This window comes from Pseudomonas sp. CH235, assembly GCF_004368175.1.
GTDB classification, from domain to species: domain Bacteria; phylum Pseudomonadota; class Gammaproteobacteria; order Pseudomonadales; family Pseudomonadaceae; genus Aquipseudomonas; species Aquipseudomonas paraglycinae.
On sequence record NZ_RRZJ01000003.1, the window covers coordinates 19,407 to 37,993 of the forward strand.

15 protein-coding genes are annotated in these 18,587 nt (G+C 60.1%); 10 read left to right on the top strand and 5 right to left on the bottom strand.

Annotated features, from left to right (window positions below; genetic code table 11):
• The first annotated feature begins 45 nt into the window (after positions 1-45).
• Complete coding sequence (prpF, locus tag EIY71_RS04090) at positions 46-1,248, top strand: 2-methylaconitate cis-trans isomerase PrpF (protein WP_085747912.1); 1,203 nt, start codon at positions 46-48, stop codon at positions 1,246-1,248.
• A 310-nt stretch (positions 1,249-1,558) separates the two neighbouring features.
• Entirely contained in the window at positions 1,559-3,043 is a 1,485-nt protein-coding gene (prpD, locus tag EIY71_RS04095) for a 2-methylcitrate dehydratase (RefSeq protein ID WP_134020577.1), read from the top strand.
• Here the strand turns inward: prpD and EIY71_RS04100 are convergent.
• The gene (locus EIY71_RS04100) at positions 3,036-3,854 is read right to left on the bottom strand and encodes a pyruvate, water dikinase regulatory protein (protein WP_011333245.1); all 819 of its coding nucleotides are present in this window, start codon (positions 3,852-3,854) and stop codon (positions 3,036-3,038) included. The genes prpD and EIY71_RS04100 overlap by 8 nt on opposite strands.
• A 174-nt stretch (positions 3,855-4,028) precedes the next feature.
• Here EIY71_RS04100 and ppsA point away from each other — a divergent pair, with 174 nt between their 5' ends.
• From ppsA to EIY71_RS04140, 8 genes are all read left to right on the top strand, one after another.
• Positions 4,029-6,404 carry a phosphoenolpyruvate synthase gene (gene ppsA, locus EIY71_RS04105; protein ID WP_102686938.1) on the top strand — a complete coding sequence of 792 codons (2,376 nt, stop codon included), beginning with the start codon at positions 4,029-4,031 and terminating at the stop codon, positions 6,402-6,404.
• A gap of 98 nt (positions 6,405-6,502) precedes the next feature.
• On the top strand, positions 6,503-7,492 hold the full coding sequence (locus EIY71_RS04110; protein ID WP_007951983.1) for an alpha/beta fold hydrolase: 990 nt from the start codon (positions 6,503-6,505) through the stop codon (positions 7,490-7,492).
• A 226-nt stretch (positions 7,493-7,718) separates the two neighbouring features.
• A complete protein-coding gene (rraA, locus tag EIY71_RS04115) occupies positions 7,719-8,210 on the top strand; it encodes a ribonuclease E activity regulator RraA (RefSeq protein WP_007951984.1) in 492 nt (163 codons plus the stop codon).
• A gap of 24 nt (positions 8,211-8,234) precedes the next feature.
• Positions 8,235-9,230 (top strand): zinc transporter ZntB, encoded by a 996-nt coding sequence (locus tag EIY71_RS04120; protein WP_011333249.1) that lies wholly within the window; start codon positions 8,235-8,237, stop codon positions 9,228-9,230.
• A gap of 63 nt (positions 9,231-9,293) precedes the next feature.
• On the top strand, positions 9,294-9,542 hold the full coding sequence (locus EIY71_RS04125) for a CrfX protein (RefSeq protein WP_085700244.1): 249 nt from the start codon (positions 9,294-9,296) through the stop codon (positions 9,540-9,542).
• Between the two features lie 2 nt (positions 9,543-9,544).
• Positions 9,545-10,369 (top strand): mechanosensitive ion channel domain-containing protein, encoded by an 825-nt coding sequence (locus EIY71_RS04130; protein ID WP_007951987.1) that lies wholly within the window; start codon positions 9,545-9,547, stop codon positions 10,367-10,369.
• 90 nt (positions 10,370-10,459) lie between these two features.
• Complete coding sequence (sigX, locus tag EIY71_RS04135; RefSeq protein ID WP_011333251.1) at positions 10,460-11,050, top strand: RNA polymerase sigma factor SigX; 591 nt, start codon at positions 10,460-10,462, stop codon at positions 11,048-11,050.
• A 107-nt stretch (positions 11,051-11,157) separates the two neighbouring features.
• Positions 11,158-12,192 carry an OmpA family protein gene (locus tag EIY71_RS04140; protein ID WP_085747909.1) on the top strand — a complete coding sequence of 345 codons (1,035 nt, stop codon included), beginning with the start codon at positions 11,158-11,160 and terminating at the stop codon, positions 12,190-12,192.
• 74 nt (positions 12,193-12,266) lie between these two features.
• On the opposite strand, the gene cobA is transcribed toward EIY71_RS04140, so the two are convergent.
• From cobA to nirB, 4 genes are read right to left on the bottom strand one after another with little or no spacing between them, the layout of a single operon-like run.
• The gene (gene cobA, locus EIY71_RS04145) at positions 12,267-13,019 is read right to left on the bottom strand and encodes a uroporphyrinogen-III C-methyltransferase (protein ID WP_134020580.1); all 753 of its coding nucleotides are present in this window, start codon (positions 13,017-13,019) and stop codon (positions 12,267-12,269) included.
• Positions 13,020-13,032: 13 nt separating this feature from the next.
• Entirely contained in the window at positions 13,033-15,747 is a 2,715-nt protein-coding gene (locus EIY71_RS04150) for a nitrate reductase (RefSeq protein ID WP_134020583.1), read from the bottom strand.
• Positions 15,747-16,064 (bottom strand): nitrite reductase small subunit NirD, encoded by a 318-nt coding sequence (gene nirD / locus EIY71_RS04155; RefSeq protein WP_007951992.1) that lies wholly within the window; start codon positions 16,062-16,064, stop codon positions 15,747-15,749. Before nirD ends, EIY71_RS04150 begins: the two co-directional genes overlap by 1 nt.
• The gene (gene nirB / locus EIY71_RS04160) at positions 16,061-18,514 is read right to left on the bottom strand and encodes a nitrite reductase large subunit NirB (protein WP_045121673.1); all 2,454 of its coding nucleotides are present in this window, start codon (positions 18,512-18,514) and stop codon (positions 16,061-16,063) included. The genes nirD and nirB overlap by 4 nt, the downstream gene beginning before the upstream one ends.
• Positions 18,515-18,587: the final 73 nt, after the last annotated feature.

Genomic DNA, 18,587 nt, shown 5'->3' on the forward strand with positions numbered 1-18,587 from the left:
TGTGGGCATGGGACTTCAAGTCCCATGCCTTCGTTAAGGAGCACCATGGCTCACGCAGCTAATTTCGCACCGCAGATCAAAATCCCCGCTACCTACATGCGTGGCGGCACCAGCAAAGGCGTGTTTTTCAGCCTCAAGGATCTGCCCGAAGCGGCGCAGATTCCCGGCCCGGCCCGTGATGCGCTGTTGCTGCGGGTCATCGGCAGCCCCGACCCGTACGACAAGCAGATCGACGGCATGGGCGGCGCCACCTCGAGCACCAGCAAAACCGTGATCCTGTCGAAAAGCATCAAGGCCGATCACGACGTCGATTACCTGTTCGGTCAGGTGTCGATCGACAAGCCGTTCGTGGACTGGAGCGGCAACTGCGGCAACCTGTCGGCGGCAGTCGGTTCGTTCGCCATCAGCAACGGTCTGGTGGACGCCAGCCGCATTCCGCACAACGGTGTGGCGGTGGTTCGCGTGTGGCAGGCCAATATCGGTAAAACGATCATTGCCCACGTGCCGATCACCAATGGCGAAGTCCAGGAAACCGGCGATTTCGAACTCGACGGCGTGACCTTTCCGGCCGCCGAAGTCCAGGTCGAATTCATGGACCCGGCGGCGGAAGAAGAGGGCGGCGGTGGCTCGATGTTCCCTACCGGCAACCTGATCGATGAGCTGGAGGTGCCGGGCATCGGCACGTTCAAGGCGACCATGATCAACGCGGGTATCCCGACGATCTTCGTTAACGCCGAAGACATCGGTTACACCGGCACCGAGCTGCAGAGCGCGATCAACAGCGATCCGAAAGCGTTGCAGATGTTTGAGACCATTCGTGCCTACGGTGCTTTGCGCATGGGGCTGATTTCCAGTCTGGATGAAGCGGCCAAGCGTCAGCACACGCCGAAAGTGGCGTTCGTTGCCAAACCTGCGGATTACGTGGCATCCAGTGGCAAAGCCATTGGCGCCGGGGATGTGGATTTGCTGGTGCGGGCGTTGTCGATGGGCAAGCTGCACCACGCGATGATGGGGACGGCGGCGGTGGCGATCGGCACCGCCGCAGCGATCTCCGGCACCTTGGTAAACCTGGCGGCCGGCGGCGTTGAACGCAATGCCGTGCGGTTCGGGCATCCGTCCGGGACGTTGCGTGTGGGGGCTGAGGCCAGCCTTGAAAATGGCGAATGGGTTGTGAAGAAAGCGATCATGAGCCGCAGTGCACGCGTCCTGATGGAAGGTTACGTGCGCGTTCCTGGCGACTCTTTTTAAGATCAAGAGCTCCCTCACCCCAGCCCCCTCTCCCGGAGGGAGAGGGGGCTGGCCGAGTTGTAATTAGATGTCCTGCGACCTGAAGCATCTTGGCGATTATGGATTCACAGAAAGACGTTCAGGTCGGCGTAACGCTTGAATATCCCCCATTCGGTCCCCTCTCCCTCCGGGAGAGGGCTAGGGTGAGGGCAACAATCCAACTGAAGAAACACCCCAAAGCAGACACCCACGATCTGCTCTAAACAAAAAAACCAACCAGCCCCCTGAGGAAGACCCCACCACTCATCATTCCCCACCCAGGAGAACCGCAATGAGCGCCAACGTCGACCTGAACAACCGCCCCGACTACGACCGTGTCCTGCAGGACATCGCCGATTACGTCCTCACCTGCAAGATCGAATCTGCCGAAGCCCTCGACACCGCCCGCAACTGCCTGATGGACACGCTGGGCTGCGGCCTGCTGGCTCTGCGTTTCCCCGAGTGCACCAAACACCTTGGCCCCATCGTCGAAGGCACCGTCGTCCCATTCGGCGCCCGAGTTCCAGGCACGTCCTATCGCCTCGACCCAATCAAAGCCGCGTGGGACATCGGCTGCATCGTGCGCTGGCTCGATTACAACGACACCTGGCTCGCCGCCGAATGGGGGCATCCGTCGGACAACCTCGGCGGGATTCTCGCGGTGGCCGATCACCTGTCGCAAAAGCGTCTGGCAAATGGTGAAACGCCGCTGACGGTGCGCGATGTACTCGAAGCGATGATCATGGCCCACGAAATCCAGGGCGTGATCGCGCTGGAAAACTCGTTCAATCGCGTAGGACTCGACCACGTCATTCTGGTGAAGGTGGCCTCGACTGCCGTGACCGCCAAACTGATGGGCGCCAACCGTGAGCAGCTGTTATCAGCGTTGTCCCACGCGTTCGCCGACGGCCAGGCATTGCGCACGTACCGCCATGCGCCGAACGCCGGTTCACGCAAATCCTGGGCGGCGGGGGATGCATCGAGCCGGGGCGTGCGGCTGGCGGATATCGCGATGCGCGGCGAAATGGGAATCCCCGGCGTCTTGAGTGCCAAACAATGGGGCTTTTACGACGTTTTGTTCAGCCACACCAACAACGATCTGGCGCTCAAGCCCGAAGACAAGCGCGCCTTCAGTTTTTCCCGACCGTTCGGCAGCTACGTGATGGAGAACGTGCTGTTCAAAATCAGCTTCCCCGCCGAATTCCACGCGCAAACCGCCTGCGAAGCCGCCGTGACCTTGCACCCGCAGGTGCGTAATCGTCTGCATGAGATCGACCGGATCGTCATCACCACCCACGAATCGGCGATTCGCATCATTTCCAAGGTCGGGCCGCTGGCCAATGCCGCCGACCGCGATCACTGCCTCCAGTACATGACCGCCGTGCCGCTGGCGTTCGGCAATCTGGTGGCCGAGCAGTACGAAGACGATTTCCACAAGGCCCATCCGGTCATCGATGTGCTGCGCGAGAAAATGGTCATCGTCGAGGACCCGCGCTTCACCCGTGAATACCTGGAGGCCGACAAACGCTCGATTGCCAACGCGGTGCAGGTGTTTTTCAAGGACGGTTCGAGCACGGAGAACGTGGTGGTGGAATACCCGATTGGCCATCGCCGGCGTCGCGCCGAGGGCATTCCATTGCTGGAGGACAAGTTCAGGGCAAATCTGGCCACCCGTTTCACCGGGCAGCGCAGCGGGGAGATTCTTGCGCTGTGCAAGGATCAGGCGCGGCTTGAAACCACGCCGGTGAACCGGTTTGTCGATTTATTGGTTATTTGAAGCGCCGCTCCACGCCTTTTTCCACGAGGATCTTCGCGGAAATTTCTTCTACCGAGAAATGCGTGGAGTTGATGTGCGGAATGTTCTCGCGGCGGAACAGGTTTTCCACCTCGCGCACTTCGAACTCGCACTGGGCGTAGCTCGAATAGCGGCTGTTGGGCTTGCGTTCGTTGCGGATCGCGGTGAGGCGGTCCGGATCGATAGTCAGGCCGAACAGCTTGTGCTGGTGAGCACGCAGGGCGGCCGGCAGTTGCAGGCGTTCCATGTCGTCTTCGGTCAGCGGGTAGTTGGCCGCGCGGATGCCGAACTGCATCGCCATGTACAGGCACGTCGGCGTCTTACCACAACGCGACACGCCCACTAGTATCAGGTCGGCCTTGTCGTAATAGTGGGTGCGGGCGCCATCGTCGTTGTCGAGGGCGAAGTTCACCGCCTCGATCCGCTCCATGTAATTGGAGTTGTGACCGATGGAGTGGGATTTGCCGACGGTGTAGGAAGAATGCTCGGTCAGTTCCTGCTCGAGCGGGGCGAGGAACGTCGAGAAGATGTCGATCATGAAACCATTGGAGGTTGCGAGAATCTCACGAATGTCCTGATTGACGATGGTGTCGAAGATGATCGGCCGGAAACCGTCGGTTTCAGCGGCTTTGTTGATTTGTTGTACCATGGCCCGCGCTTTTTCAACGCTGTCGATGTACGGCCGCGTGAATTTGCTGAAGGTAATGTTTTCGAACTGCGCCAGAAGGCTTTGACCCAGGGTTTCGGCGGTGATGCCGGTGCCATCGGAGATAAAGAAAGCAGATCGTTTCATTTGCACCTTGGGCCTTAAGCTAATGAGTATTTCTGGATATGATAGGCGCGATTTGCCGGCCGCCATTGGCCCGCATTCTCACTTATTTTCCAGGTCCAGGCCATACAGCCGGCCAACGCTCCCCCGAGCCGCCGGTTTCTGAGCTTTTCCAACACAGTTAGTGGAGAGATCACCTTGGTAGAGTACGTAGTTTCCCTCGATAAGCTCGGCAAACACGATGTTGAGCATGTGGGGGGCAAGAACGCATCCCTGGGCGAGATGATCAGTAACCTGGCCGGTGCCGGTGTTTCGGTCCCCGGCGGCTTCGCCACCACGGCGCAAGCCTATCGCGACTTCTTGGAACTGAGCGGTCTGAACGATCAGATCCACAAGGCCCTCGATGCGCTGGACGTCGATGACGTCAATGCCCTGGCCAAGACCGGCGCTCAGATCCGCCAATGGATCATGGAAGCCGAATTCCCTGAAAAACTGAACACCGAGATCCGCACCGCGTTCGCCGCGCTGTCGGCCGGCAATCCTGACGTGGCCGTGGCCGTGCGTTCCTCCGCCACCGCCGAAGACTTGCCGGACGCTTCGTTCGCCGGTCAGCAGGAAACCTTCCTGAACATCCGTGGCGTGGAAAACGTCATCCGCGCGGCCAAGGAAGTGTTCGCTTCCCTGTTCAACGATCGTGCCATTTCCTACCGCGTGCACCAGGGCTTCGACCACAAGCTGGTCGCCCTGTCGGCCGGCGTGCAGCGCATGGTGCGTTCGGAAACCGGCACCGCCGGTGTGATGTTCACCCTCGATACCGAATCCGGCTTCCGTGACGTGGTGTTCATCACCGGCGCCTACGGCCTGGGCGAAACCGTTGTACAAGGCGCGGTGAACCCGGACGAATTCTACGTCCACAAGGGCACGCTGGCAGCCGGTCGCCCGGCGATCCTGCGTCGCAACCTGGGCAGCAAGGCCATCAAGATGATCTACGGCGACGAGGCCAAGGCCGGTCGTTCCGTGAAAACCGTTGATGTCGACAAGGCCGAACGCGCGCGTTTCTGCCTGACCGACGCTGAAGTCAGCGAGCTGGCCAAGCAGGCGATGATCATCGAGAAGCACTATGGCTGCCCGATGGACATCGAGTGGGCCAAAGACGGTGACGACGGCAAGCTGTACATCGTGCAGGCCCGTCCGGAAACCGTGAAGAGCCGCACCCAGGCCAACGTCATGGAACGTTACCTGTTGAAAGAAACCGGCACCGTGCTGGTGGAAGGCCGTGCCATTGGCCAGCGCATCGGCGCCGGCAAGGTGCGGATCATCAAGGACGTCTCCGAGATGGACAAGGTTCAGCCGGGCGACGTACTGGTCTCCGACATGACCGACCCGGACTGGGAACCGGTCATGAAGCGCGCCAGCGCCATCGTCACCAACCGTGGCGGCCGTACCTGCCACGCGGCGATCATTGCTCGTGAGCTGGGTATTCCTGCTGTTGTCGGTTGCGGCAACGCCACCCAACTGCTGAAGGATGGCCAGGGCGTGACCGTGTCCTGTGCCGAAGGCGACACCGGTTACATCTTCGAAGGCGAACTGGGTTTCGACATCAAGAAGAACTCCGTCGACGCCATGCCGGAGCTGCCGTTCAAGATCATGATGAACGTCGGCAACCCGGACCGCGCCTTCGACTTCGCGCAACTGCCGAACGCCGGTGTGGGCCTGGCCCGTCTGGAATTCATCATTAACCGCATGATCGGCGTGCACCCGAAAGCGCTGTTGAACTACGACGGCCTGCCACAGGACATCAAGGAAAGCGTCGACAAGCGCATCGCCGGTTACGACGATCCGGTCGGCTTCTATGTCGAGAAGCTGGTTGAAGGCATCAGCACCCTGGCCGCTGCGTTCGCACCGAAGAAGGTCATCGTGCGTCTGTCGGACTTCAAGTCCAACGAATACGCCAACCTGATCGGCGGCAAACTCTACGAGCCGGAAGAAGAAAACCCGATGCTGGGCTTCCGTGGCGCGTCGCGTTACATCAGCGAATCGTTCCGCGACTGCTTCGAACTCGAGTGCCGTGCGCTGAAACGCGTGCGCAACGAGATGGGCCTGACCAACGTCGAAATCATGGTGCCGTTCGTCCGTACCCTTGGCGAAGCCAGCCAGGTGGTGGATCTGCTGGCCGAGAATGGCCTCAAGCGTGGCGACAACGGTCTGCGCGTGATCATGATGTGCGAACTGCCATCCAACGCGATCCTGGCTGAAGAGTTCCTCGAATTCTTCGACGGTTTCTCGATCGGCTCCAACGACCTGACTCAGCTGACACTGGGTCTGGACCGTGACTCCGGGATCATTGCGCACCTGTTCGACGAGCGTAATCCGGCGGTTAAGAAGCTGTTGGCCAACGCGATTGCTGCGTGCAACAAGGCCGGCAAGTACATCGGCATCTGCGGTCAGGGTCCTTCGGACCACCCTGACCTGGCCAAGTGGCTGATGGAGCAGGGCATCGAAAGCGTGTCGCTGAACCCGGACACCGTGCTGGAAACCTGGTTCTTCCTTGCCGAAGGCCAGGCGGCGGAATAAGCCGTGAATGAAGCTCCGACCCGTTGAACCGGGTCGGGGCTTTAAGATTGAAGTAGGGCGAGCTCTCCGGATGCCGCCCTTTTTTGTGCAAGAGCATTATGCAAAGCAGCAGCAACCTATTTCCTGTCGCCCTGATCAGCGCCGAACGACGCGGTGATCTGAGCGAAGACGTTTACCGTTTGAAACCGGGCAACAGCCCTGACTGGTCCGTGGAAATCGCGGTGACCCGTCTCGGCATGGCGGATGAGCCGGCGTCGCGCGGCGTGCCGGTGATCTTGCTGCACGGCAGTTTCTCCAACCGGCGCTTCTGGTTTTCGCCGAAGGGCCTGGGCCTGGGCGCGTATCTGACGCGGCTGGGCTTCGATGTGTGGATCCCGGAAATGCGCGGTCACGGTCTGTCCCAGCGCAACGAGGACTACCGCCGCAACCGCGTCGCCGACTATGCCCGTTACGATCTGCCGGCCATCGCCGCGTTCGTCCGGGAGCAGAGCGGGCAGATTCCGCACTGGATCGGCCACTCGCTGGGTGGCATCACGTTGGCGGCCGCGCTGGGCGGCGAATACCTAGGTGAGCCGGCGGTGGCCTCGGCGGCGTTTTTCGGCACCCAGGTCAGCCGCACGTACTGGCCGCTGAAAATTCCGCCGGTGGAGTGGAGCGGGCGCTTCATTCTCAAGCGTTTTGCCCAGTTGTCTGGCTCGCGGCTCAAGCGCGGCCCCGAGGACGAGCCGATCGGCCTGGCGCTGGAAAGCATGCGCTGGTATGGACTGTTCGGCCGTTTCGGCGACAAGGACAAGGATTGGTGGGCAGGCCTTGCCGATGTGCAGGTGCCGGTGCTGGCAGTGAGCGCGGCGGGCGATCATCAGGATCCGGCCTGGGCGTGCCAGAAACTGTTCGAACAGATCGGCTCCGAGCACAAGCAGTTCATCAACCTGGGCCGTGAACAGGGTTTCAACGATCAGTTCGGGCATGTCGAGATGCTGGTCAGCAAGGCAGCGCAGGCTGAGGTCTGGCCGCTGGTGGCGCGTTGGCTGGCGGATCAGCACACGCCATTGCTTGGCGAGAAGCCGGATCTGGCGGCAGCGGTCTGAACGCGGCGCCCTGAAAAGGGCATTTCGTTCGAGTCGGCTTGCGGCTAAGATATGACGCATTGGACGGTTCTGGTCATATTTAGTGACTGTTTCGCTATTACGTTTCAGCTTGTGTTCAGGTTCGTTCAGCGACCATGACATGGGCTAAGGTAAACAGCGACCGCCGGGACTCGTTTCAAAAGAGTGCGACATCCTTGATCGTCTTCCTTGTTACAGGAGTTATTCGATGAACCATTACCTTACGCCTGACCTGTGCGACGCCTATCCGGAGCTGGTTCAGGTGCTGGACCCGATGTTCAGCAATTTCGGCGGCCGTGATTCGTTCGGCGGCGAGATCGTGACCATCAAGTGCTTCGAAGACAACTCGCTGGTCAAGGAACAGGTCGAGCTCAAGGGTAATGGCAAGGTGCTGGTGGTGGACGGTGGCGGTTCCCTGCGCCGTGCGCTGCTGGGCGACATGCTCGCCGAGAAAGCCTCGAAAAACGGTTGGGAAGGGCTGGTCATCTACGGCTGCATTCGTGATGTGGACGTCATCGCCCAGACCGATCTTGGCGTGCAGGCCCTGGCCAGCCACCCGATGAAAACCGACAAGCGCGGTATCGGCGACCTCAACGTGCCGGTGACGTTTGCGGGTGTCACTTTCCATCCCGGCCAGTACATCTATGCGGACAACAATGGCGTGATCATCTCGCCAAGTCCGCTGAAAATGCCTGAATAAATCGCGGTAACCACAGGGGTGAGGATGTTCGAGGAAGAAAACGCGCAATGGGGGCTGGTGCATGCCCTGGTGCTGGACGGTAAAGGCGGTGCGCGTTCGATAGCCCGGACTGATCTCGACGATCTGCAGCTGCAGGCTCATGAAAGCTTGTGGCTGCATTGGGATCGCAGTCACCCGCAGACCCAGACCTGGCTGCGCAAATCCAGTGGGCTCAACGAGTTCACCTGCGATCTGCTGCTGGAAGAAAACACCCGACCACGCCTGTTGCCGCTGCCGGATTCCGAGCTGCTGTTGTTTTTGCGCGGGGTCAACCTCAACCCGGGTGCCGAGCCGGAAGACATGGTGTCGGTGCGGATTTTCGCTTCGGCCCAGCGGGTGATTTCCCTGCGTTTGCGTCCATTGCGCGCCACCGATGAGTTGCTGGTGATGCTGGGCGAGGGCAAGGGGCCGAAAACCTCGTCCGAGCTGATGCTGTATCTGGCGCAATTCCTCACCAACAAGGTGCAGGATCTGGTGACTTGCCTCTCCGAAGTGGTCGATGAAGAGGAAGAAAAACTGGATGCCGACGAACGGTATACCCCCGAGCATGGTGCCATTTTGCACATCCGTCGCCGGGCTGCCGGGCTGAAGCGTTTTCTGGCACCGCAGCGGGATATTTTCGGACAGCTGACGCGGATAAAACTGCCGTGGTTCGTCGATGACGATGCCGACTACTGGAACGAATTGAACAACAGCCTGACCCGTTATCTCGAAGAGCTCGAATTGACCCGAGAGCGCGTGGGGCTTGTGCTGGAGGCTGAAGACCGGCGCTTGAGCGTGCACATGAATCGCACGATGTACCGCTTCGGGATCATCACCTGCATCTTTTTGCCGATGAGTTTTATTACCGGTCTGCTGGGCATCAATGTCGGCGGCATTCCGTTCTCGAGCAGCCCTTATGGTTTCCTGATCGCCTGTCTGACGGTGCTCGCCCTGGCGTTCGGACAATGGTGGTTGTTTCGCCGTTTGCGCTGGGTATGAAGATGCGCCATGTGACCCGACCAAATTTGCCCGCGTCTTTCACAGACATCACGAGAGGTGCGTATGCACGATCCGTTTGAACAGTCTTTGCGCGACATGCTCAACGCCTCGCCGTCCGGTCGCGACGACGATGCCTGCCTGGGCCGCGTACTCAAAACCGCCAACCGCCAGGTTGGCGCCGGCGATCTGTTCAGCCTGCTGGGCCGCTGGCTGCCCGCGCTGATGATCGCCCTGAATAACGGCTCGGCCCATGTCGCGCCGGTCTCCCGTCTCCGTAAACCTACCGCTCGCACTGCTGATAAGGCTGATTGAATATGGAACTTGATCTCTGGACTCAGAGCCTCGTCACTGCAATGACTGCGTTGTGGACCAAAGTCGCTAACTTCATTCCGAACCTGTTCGGCGCACTGGTTGTGCTGCTGTTGGGTTTTGTCGTGGCCAAGCTGCTGGACACCTTGCTGTCCAAATTGCTGGCCAAACTGGGGCTCGATCGGCTGATGGGTGGCACCGGCCTGACCAAGCTGATGTCCCGCGCGGGGCTGCAAGTGCCGATCTCGACGTTGATCGGCAAAATCGTCTATTGGTTCGTTCTGCTGATTTTTCTTGTTTCGGCAGCAGAATCCCTTGGACTTGAGCGAGTTTCAGCTACGCTTGACATGCTCGCGCTGTATTTACCAAAAGTGTTCGGCGCGGCGCTGGTGTTGCTGGTGGGGGTCCTTCTTGCGCAACTGGCCAATGGCCTGGTTCGCGGGGCGGCAGAAGGCGTAGGCCTGGACTACGCTTCAGGACTTGGGCGAATTGCCCAGGGCCTGGTGATCATCATCAGCATTTCGGTCGCGATCAGTCAGCTGGAGGTCAAGACCGACCTGCTGAACCATGTGATCGTTATCGTATTGATTACCGTTGGTCTGGCGGTTGCGCTGGCCATGGGTTTGGGAAGCCGGGAAATTGCCGGTCAGATTCTTGCGGGAATCTATGTGCGTGAGTTGTATCAGGTTGGGCAACAAGTGCGTATTGGCGAGGTCGAAGGCCAGATCGAAGAGATCGGCACGGTTAAGACCACATTGCTGACCGATGAGGGTGAGCTAGTCTCTCTCTCCAATCGGATCCTGCTGGAGCAGCATGTGAGTAGCCGCTAACCCGGCAAACCCTGCTAATGTATGCCGCCGCAAAATGCCAGCTGTCGCTGGCTGCGGTGGACATTGACCTGACTGTCGGCACGACTTGTTTTGAATAAAGCCCAAACGCTATCCACGCGCTACGACCCCCGCGAGCTCTCTGATGAGGAGTTGGTCGCGCGCTCGCATACCGAGCTTTTTCACGTGACGCGCGCGTATGAAGAATTGATGCGGCGTTACCAGCGGACATTATTTAACGTTTGTGCGCGATATCTCGGGAACGATCGCGACGCGGACGATGTCTGTCAGGAGGTGATGTTGAAGGTGCTGTACGGCCTGAAGAACTTCGAGGGGAAATCGAAGTTCAAGACATGGCTATATAGCATCACGTACAACGAGTGCATCACACAGTATCGGAAGGAACGGCGAAAGCGTCGCTTGATGGACGCACTGAGTCTTGACCCCCTCGAGGAAGCGTCCGAAGAAAAGGCGCCGAAACCCGAGGAGAAGGGCGGACTGGATCGCTGGCTGGTGTATGTGAACCCGATTGACCGGGAAATTCTGGTGCTACGATTTGTCGCAGAGCTGGAGTTCCAGGAGATCGCAGACATCATGCACATGGGTTTGAGTGCGACAAAAATGCGTTACAAACGCGCTCTTGATAAATTGCGTGAGAAATTTGCAGGCATTGCTGAAACTTAGTTCGGCGCAAATATCTCTTACGTGTAGGCAAGTTCTGATAGACTTGCCGCCGAGTTGTCCCCCGGTTTGCGGGACTGCTTCACAATCACCAGATGGGGATTTAACGGATGAAACTGAAAAACACCTTGGGCTTGGCCATTGGTTCTTTGATTGCCGCCACTTCTTTCGGCGCTCTGGCACAAGGCCAAGGCGCAGTTGAAATCGAAGGCTTCGCAAAGAAAGAACAATTCGACAGCGCTCGTAACTTCAAGAACAACGGCAACCTGTTCGGCGGCTCGGTCGGTTACTTCCTGACCGACGACGTTGAACTGCGTCTGGGCTACGACGAAGTGCACAACGTGCGTTCCGACGACGGTCGTAACATCAAGGGCGCCAACACCGCTCTGGATGCTCTGTACCACTTCAACAACCCAGGCGACATGCTGCGTCCATACGTCTCGGCTGGTTTCTCCGATCAGAGCATCGGTCAGAACGGCACTGGCGGTCGTAACCGCTCTACCTTCGCCAACGTTGGCGGCGGTGCCAAGCTGTACTTCACCGAGAACTTCTACGCCCGTGCTGGCGTTGAAGCTCAATACAACATCGACCAGGGCGACACCGAGTGGGCTCCTAGCGTCGGTATCGGTGTGAACTTCGGTGGCGGCTCCAAGCCAGCTGCTGCTCCAGTTCCAGCTCCGGCTGAAGTCTGCTCCGACAGCGACAACGACGGCGTTTGCGACAACGTTGACAAGTGCCCGGACACCCCAGCCAACGTAACTGTTGACGCTGATGGCTGCCCAGCAGTTGCTGAAGTTGTTCGTGTTGAGCTGGACGTGAAGTTTGACTTCGACAAGTCGGTTGTTAAGCCAAACAGCTACGGCGACATCAAAAACCTGGCTGACTTCATGAAGCAGTACCCATCGACTCGCACCACTGTTGAAGGTCACACTGACTCCGTCGGTCCTGACGCTTACAACCAGAAACTGTCCGAGCGTCGTGCAAACGCCGTTAAGCAAGTTCTGACCAACCAGTACGGTGTTGAATCGTCCCGCGTTGACTCTGTTGGCTACGGCGAAACCCGTCCAGTTGCTGACAACAAAACTGAAGCTGGCCGTGCTGTTAACCGTCGCGTAGAAGCGCAGGTTGAAGCTCAAGCTAAGTAATTAGCTGCCGCTCCGAGAAAAGCCCGGCTTAGGCCGGGCTTTTCTTTGCCTGCGATTTGGTGAAACCGGGATTGTCAGGCCAGGCGATCAGCTGGCCAGCTAATCGAGTCGAACTGGGTCACAGCCGCGGCGACGGCACCTATGACCAGAATCGCAGGACTCTTGAGCTGGAAACCAAGGGCATCGTCTTCCATGGCTGTCAGCTTGCTGCGACATTCGCGCTGCTCTGGCAACGAGGCATTCTCGATCATCGCCACCGGCGTATCCGCTGCCATACCGCCCACCAGCAGTTGCTCGCGAATCTCGCCGAGCTTCGCCACTCCCATGTAAATCACCAGCGTCGTCCCGCCTTGCGCCAGCGCCCGCCAGTTCAACTGACTGTCGTCCTGGGTATGAGCCGTGACCAGCGTCACGCCCCGGGCCACGCCGCGTAACGTCAGCGGAATATCACACTGGGTCGCGCCGGCCAGTCCGGCGGTGATGCCATTGACCAGCTCCACCTCGACCCCGCGCTCGCGCAACCACTGCGCTTCCTCACCCCCACGCCCGAAAATGCATGGATCGCCGCCCTTGAGCCGTACTACGCATTTACCCTGACGGGCATAACGCAGCATTAGCCGATGGATGAACGCCTGGGGCGTCGAGCGGCAGCCGCCGCGTTTGCCGACCGCGATGATTCGCGCAGCAGGGCAGTGCTCAAGCACCGCCTCATTGACCAGATCGTCGATCAGCACCACCTCGGCTTCGCGCAAGGCACGCAACGCTTTGAGCGTCAGCAGTTCAGGATCACCGGGGCCCGCGCCCACCAGCCAGACTTTCGCGTTCATGGTGTTTTCCTCTTCAGATGACGGCGACCGGACGCACGTCGGCGGCCAGCAAGCGCTTGATTTCCGGGACGCAGGAACCGCATTGCGTTCCGCACCCCAATGTATTTTTCAAACCCTGCAGATCCAGACCTTCACGAATGCCGGCGCAGACCGCGCTGTGGCTGACGTTCTTGCAGTTGCACAAGGTTTTGTCCGCCACAACCTGCGCGCCGGCATTGCCCGGCGGTGCACTCATCGGTGCCAGCAGCCAGCGCCGCAGTTGTTCGTCGGCGCGCCCCTCCAGCCACAGGCCTTGCAACCAGTGCTGAGCGAGGGTTTCACCGGCCAGACGGATCGCGGTGATTCGTCCGTTTTCGATGCGTACCCGCTTGCCGATGGCGCGGCGAGGATCGTCATAAGCCAGCACCGGCCCCTCAATCAGGGCCAGGCACTGGTCGATTTCACGCAGCAATTGCGGATCGGGTGCGGCGGCGCTGGCTGCGCGTATCAGCAGCGCAGGCCGTTCACGTCCGACAAGGCTGAGACTTGCGTAGGAAAACGCCTCACAGAGCGGTCGAAGCGCCTCGAAATGCCGTTGAACATCGCCCTCGATCAGTGCGAACAGTTGCCAGGGCAGATTCACCGGTTCCAGCCGTACACCGCTGTGCTTGAGTTCCGGCTGTTTCGACAAAGGATCGAAGGCGGGCAGGGTCAGGCTGTTCACGCCGCCCTTGAGGAAACGATCGCCCCAGTGCATCGGCAGGAACGCCTGACCCGGACGCACGCTGTCATCGCTGGCAACCGCCACAATCACCGCGCCCCGACGACTTTTCAGATTCACCAGATCCCCCGGCTGCAAGCGGTGGCGGCGCACCTCGTCCGGGTGCAGGCTCAACACCGCTTCGCTGACATGGCCGAACAACTGCGCCGCCGTACCGGTGCGGCTCATACCGTGCCATTGATCACGCAGGCGGCCGGTGATCAGGGTCAGGGGAAAGCGTGCGTCGCGTTGTTCCTTGGCGGCGCGATAGGGATCGGCAACGAACTGCGCGCGCCCGTTCGCCGTAGGAAAGATCCCATCGACATACAGCCGGGCTGTGCCTTGGCGGGCGCCAGCGGGGAAGGGCCATTGTTGTGGCCCAAGCTCATCAATCAACCCATGGCTGATCCCGGACAAATCCAGATCGCGGCCACGGGTCAGTTGTTTGTACTCGTCAAACAACTGACCCGGTTGCTCGAACGCAAACAGACCCGGCTGTTGCGGGCGCAGACGTTTCTCCAGGCGTTGTGCGAAATCCACCGTGATCGCCCAGTCCGGACGCGCTTCACCCGGTGCAGCAATGGCCTGGCGGACGTGGGAAATCCGCCGCTCGGAGTTGGTCACCGAACCTTCCTTCTCGCCCCAACTGGCCGCCGGCAACAGCAGATCGGCAAACGCTGCGGTTTCGGTGGTACGGAATGCCTCCTGCAAAACCACGAACGGACAAGCCTCCAGCGCGGCGCGCACAGCGTTCTGGTCAGGCATCGATTGTGCGGGGTTGGTGCAGGCAATCCACAGCGCCTTGATCTTGCCGCTACGCACTTGTTCAAACAGTTCGATAGCACTGAGGCCGGTACTTTCCGGCAGCTTATCCACACCCCAATACGCCGCCACTTCGGCGCGGTGCTCCGGATTGGCCACTTCGCGATGCCCGGGCAACAGGTTTGAGAGGCTGCCGGTTTCCCGTCCGCCCATGGCATTCGGCTGACCGGTCAAAGAGAAAGGTCCTGCACCCGGCCGGCCGATTTGCCCGGTGGCCAGGTGCAGATTGATCAGCGCACTGTTCTTCGCGCTGCCAGCGGTGGACTGGTTCAGGCCCATGCACCACAGCGACAGAAAACTCGGGGCGGTGCCGATCCATTCCGCACATTGCTGCAACTGCTCGACGCTGATCCCGCACAACTGCGACACCATGGCCGGCGTGTAATCGCGCACCAGGCTTTTCAGCTCGGCGAGCCCGTCGGTGTGCGCCTTGATGAAGTCGCGGTCGATCCAGTCTTCCCACAACAGCAGATGCAAAATCCCATGGAACAACGCGACATCGGTGCCCGGCAGAATCGTTAGATGCAGGTCCGCCAGATCGCAGGTGTCGGTGCGCCGTGGATCAATGACGACGACTTTCATCTGCGGGCGGTGGGATTTGGCTTCTTCGAGGCGGCGAAAAAGTACCGGGTGGGCGTAGGCCATGTTACTGCCGACGATCACCACGCAATCGCTCAACTCCAGGTCTTCGTAGCTGCACGGCGGTGCGTCGGCGCCGAGGCTGCGTTTGTAGCCGACCACTGCCGAAGACATGCACAGTCGCGAATTGCTGTCGATGTTATTGGTGCCGACCAGCGCCCGCGCCAGTTTGTTGAAGGCGTAGTAATCCTCGGTCAGCAACTGCCCGGAGATGTAGAACGCCACGCTGTCCGGGCCGTGTTCGGTGATGGTGTCGGCGAACACGTTGGTGGCATGATCCAGCGCGGTGTCCCAGTCGCAACGACTGCGCGCCAGACCTTTGCCCAAGCGCAATTCCGGATACAACGCCCGGGCCGCCAGATCGCCGGTCAGGTGCAGGGTCGAGCCTTTGCTGCACAGTTTGCCGAAGTTGGCCGGATGCGCCGGATCGCCGCTGACGCCGAGGATGCGCTCGCCGTCATGCTCGATCAGCACGCCGCAGCCGACCCCGCAGTAGCAGCAGGTCGAGGCGGTCGTCTGGCGGTTCATCAGACGGCGTCCCGCAGGGCCAGTTGCACACGGCCGTTCTCGACCCGGGCCGGGTGATGGTGAGCGCAACCGACGTCCGGTGCCTGGGCTTCGCCGGATTGCAGGTCGATCTGCCAGTTGTGCAGCGGGCAGGCGACACGTTTGCCGTAGATCAGGCCTTGGGACAATGGGCCGCCCTTGTGCGGGCAGCGGTCATCGAGTGCGAAAACTTCGTCGTCGCTTGTGCGAAAGATCGCAATGTCACCTTTGGGCCCGGCAATGATCCGCGAACCGAGGGCATTGATCTCTTCCAGGGCACAGATATCGAGCCAGTTCATGCCGGCACCTCCAGGTTTTTCACGGGGATCACGTCGAATTCTTTCTTCAGTTGTGGCTGGGCGAGGCGCTCTTTCCACGGATCCTGTTCGAACGACAGGGAGAATTGCAGGCGCTCGTTCAGGGCCTTGCGGCGCTCGGGATCTTCCAGCACGGCTTTTTTGATGTGCTCCATGCCGACCCGTTGCAGGTAGTGCACGGTACGTTCGAGGTAGAAGGCTTCCTCACGGTACAACTGCAGGAACGCGCCGTTGTACTCGCGCACCTCCTCGGCGGTCTTGAGCTTGACGAAGAACTCGGCGACTTCGGTCTTGATCCCGCCGTTGCCGCCGATGTACATCTCCCAGCCGGAATCGACGCCGATGATTCCTACGTCCTTGATCCCCGCTTCCGAACAGTTGCGTGGGCATCCGGAGACCGCCAGTTTCACTTTGTGCGGCGACCACATGTTGAACAGATCGTGCTCGAGGTCGATGCCCAACTGGGTCGAATTCTGCGTGCCGAAGCGGCAGAACTCGCTGCCGACGCAGGTTTTCACGGTGCGGATCGATTTGCCGTAGGCGTGGCCGGACGGCATGTCGAGGTCTTTCCACACACCGGGCAGATCCTGTTTCTTGATCCCCAGCAGGTCGATGCGCTGGCCGCCGGTGACCTTGACCATCGGCACCTGATATTTGTCCGCCACGTCGGCGATACGCCGCAGTTCCGACGGGTTGGTCACGCCGCCCCACATCCGTGGCACCACCGAATAAGTGCCGTCCTTCTGAATGTTGGCGTGGGCCCGTTCGTTGATCAGGCGCGACTGCGGATCGTCCTTGGCTTCGCCGGGCCAGGTGGAAATCAAGTAGTAGTTGAGGGCCGGGCGGCAGGTGGCGCAGCCGTTCGGGGTGCGCCAGTTGAGGTAACTCATGGTGCCGGCGATGGTCAGCAGATGCTGTTCGCGAATGGCCTGGCGAATCTGGCCGTGATTGAGGTCGCTGCAACCGCAGATGGCTTTTTCGCTTTTCGGTTTGACGTCGGCTGCACCGCCAACGGTGTTGATCAGGATCTGCTCGACCAGCCCGGCGCAGGAGCCGCAGGAGCTGGCGGCCTTGGTGTGTTTTTTCACCTCGTCGACGCTGAACAGTCCGTGTTCCTGAATGGCCTTGACGATGGTGCCCTTGCACACGCCGTTACAGCCGCAGACCTCGGCGTTGTCGGCCATGCTCATGGCTTTGTCCTGGCCCTGATGTCCTACATCGCCAAGTGCGTTTTCTCCGAACATGAGGTGATCGCGGATCTCACCAATGGCGTGATTCTCACGAATCTGCCGGAAATACCAACCGCCATCTGCCGTATCGCCGTACAGACAGGCGCCGACCAGCACGTCATCCTTGATCACCAGTTTTTTGTACACCCCGCCGATCGGGTCGGAGAGGGTGATGGTCTCGGTGCCTTCGCCGCCCATGAAGTCGCCGGCGGAAAACAGGTCGATGCCGGTGACTTTCAATTTGGTCGACGTCACCGAGCCCTGATAACGGGCGAAACCCAGTTGCGCCAGGTGATTGGCGCAGACCTTGGCCTGTTCGAACAACGGCGCCACCAGGCCGTAGGCGATGCCACGGTGGCTGGCGCATTCGCCGATGGCATAGATGCGCGGGTCGTAGGTTTGCAGGGTGTCGTTGACCAGAATCCCGCGATTGCACGGGATACCGGCCTTTTCCGCCAGTTCGGTATTGGGGCGGATCCCGGCGGCCATGACCACCAGATCGGCGGGGATGATGTCGCCGTTCTTGAATTGCACCGAGCCGACGCGACCATTGCCGGCGTCATGCAGGGCCTGGGTCTGTTCGCACAGGCGAAAGTGCAGGCCACGGGATTCGAGGGCGGTTTGCAGGAGTTGGCCGCTGGTCTTGTCCAGTTGCCGCTCCAGCAGCCACTCACCGAGGTGCACCACGGTGACGTGCATGCCGCGCAGCATCAGGCCGTTGGCGGCCTCGAGGCCGAGCAGGCCGCCGCCGATCACCACGGCGTGCTTGTGAGTTTTTGCGGTGTCGATCATGGCCTGGGTGTCGGCGATGTCGCGGTAGCCGATCACACCCTGCAAGGTGTTGCCGGGGATCGGCAGGATGAACGGGGTCGAGCCGGTGGCGATCAGCAAGCGGTCGTACTCGGCCTCGGTGCCGTCCTCGGCGATCACCCGGCGTTTGACCCGGTCGATCTCCACCACTTTGCGGTTGAGCAGCAGTTTGATGTTGTTTTCCAGGTACCAGTCGAGGTCGTTGAGCACGATTTCTTCGAAGGTTTGTTCGCCGGCCAGTACCGGCGACAACAGGATGCGGTTGTAGTTGGTGTGCGGTTCGGCGCCGAAGACCGTGATGTCGTACAGCTCGTTGCTCAGCTTGAGCAGTTCTTCCAGGGTGCGGACCCCGGCCATGCCATTGCCGATCATCACCAGTTTGAGTTTTTTCATCAGGTTCTCCGGGAGCATCGGGCTTGCCTCTTGTGGGCAGTCAGGCCTTGCTCGACAAAAATGGCGCAAACAA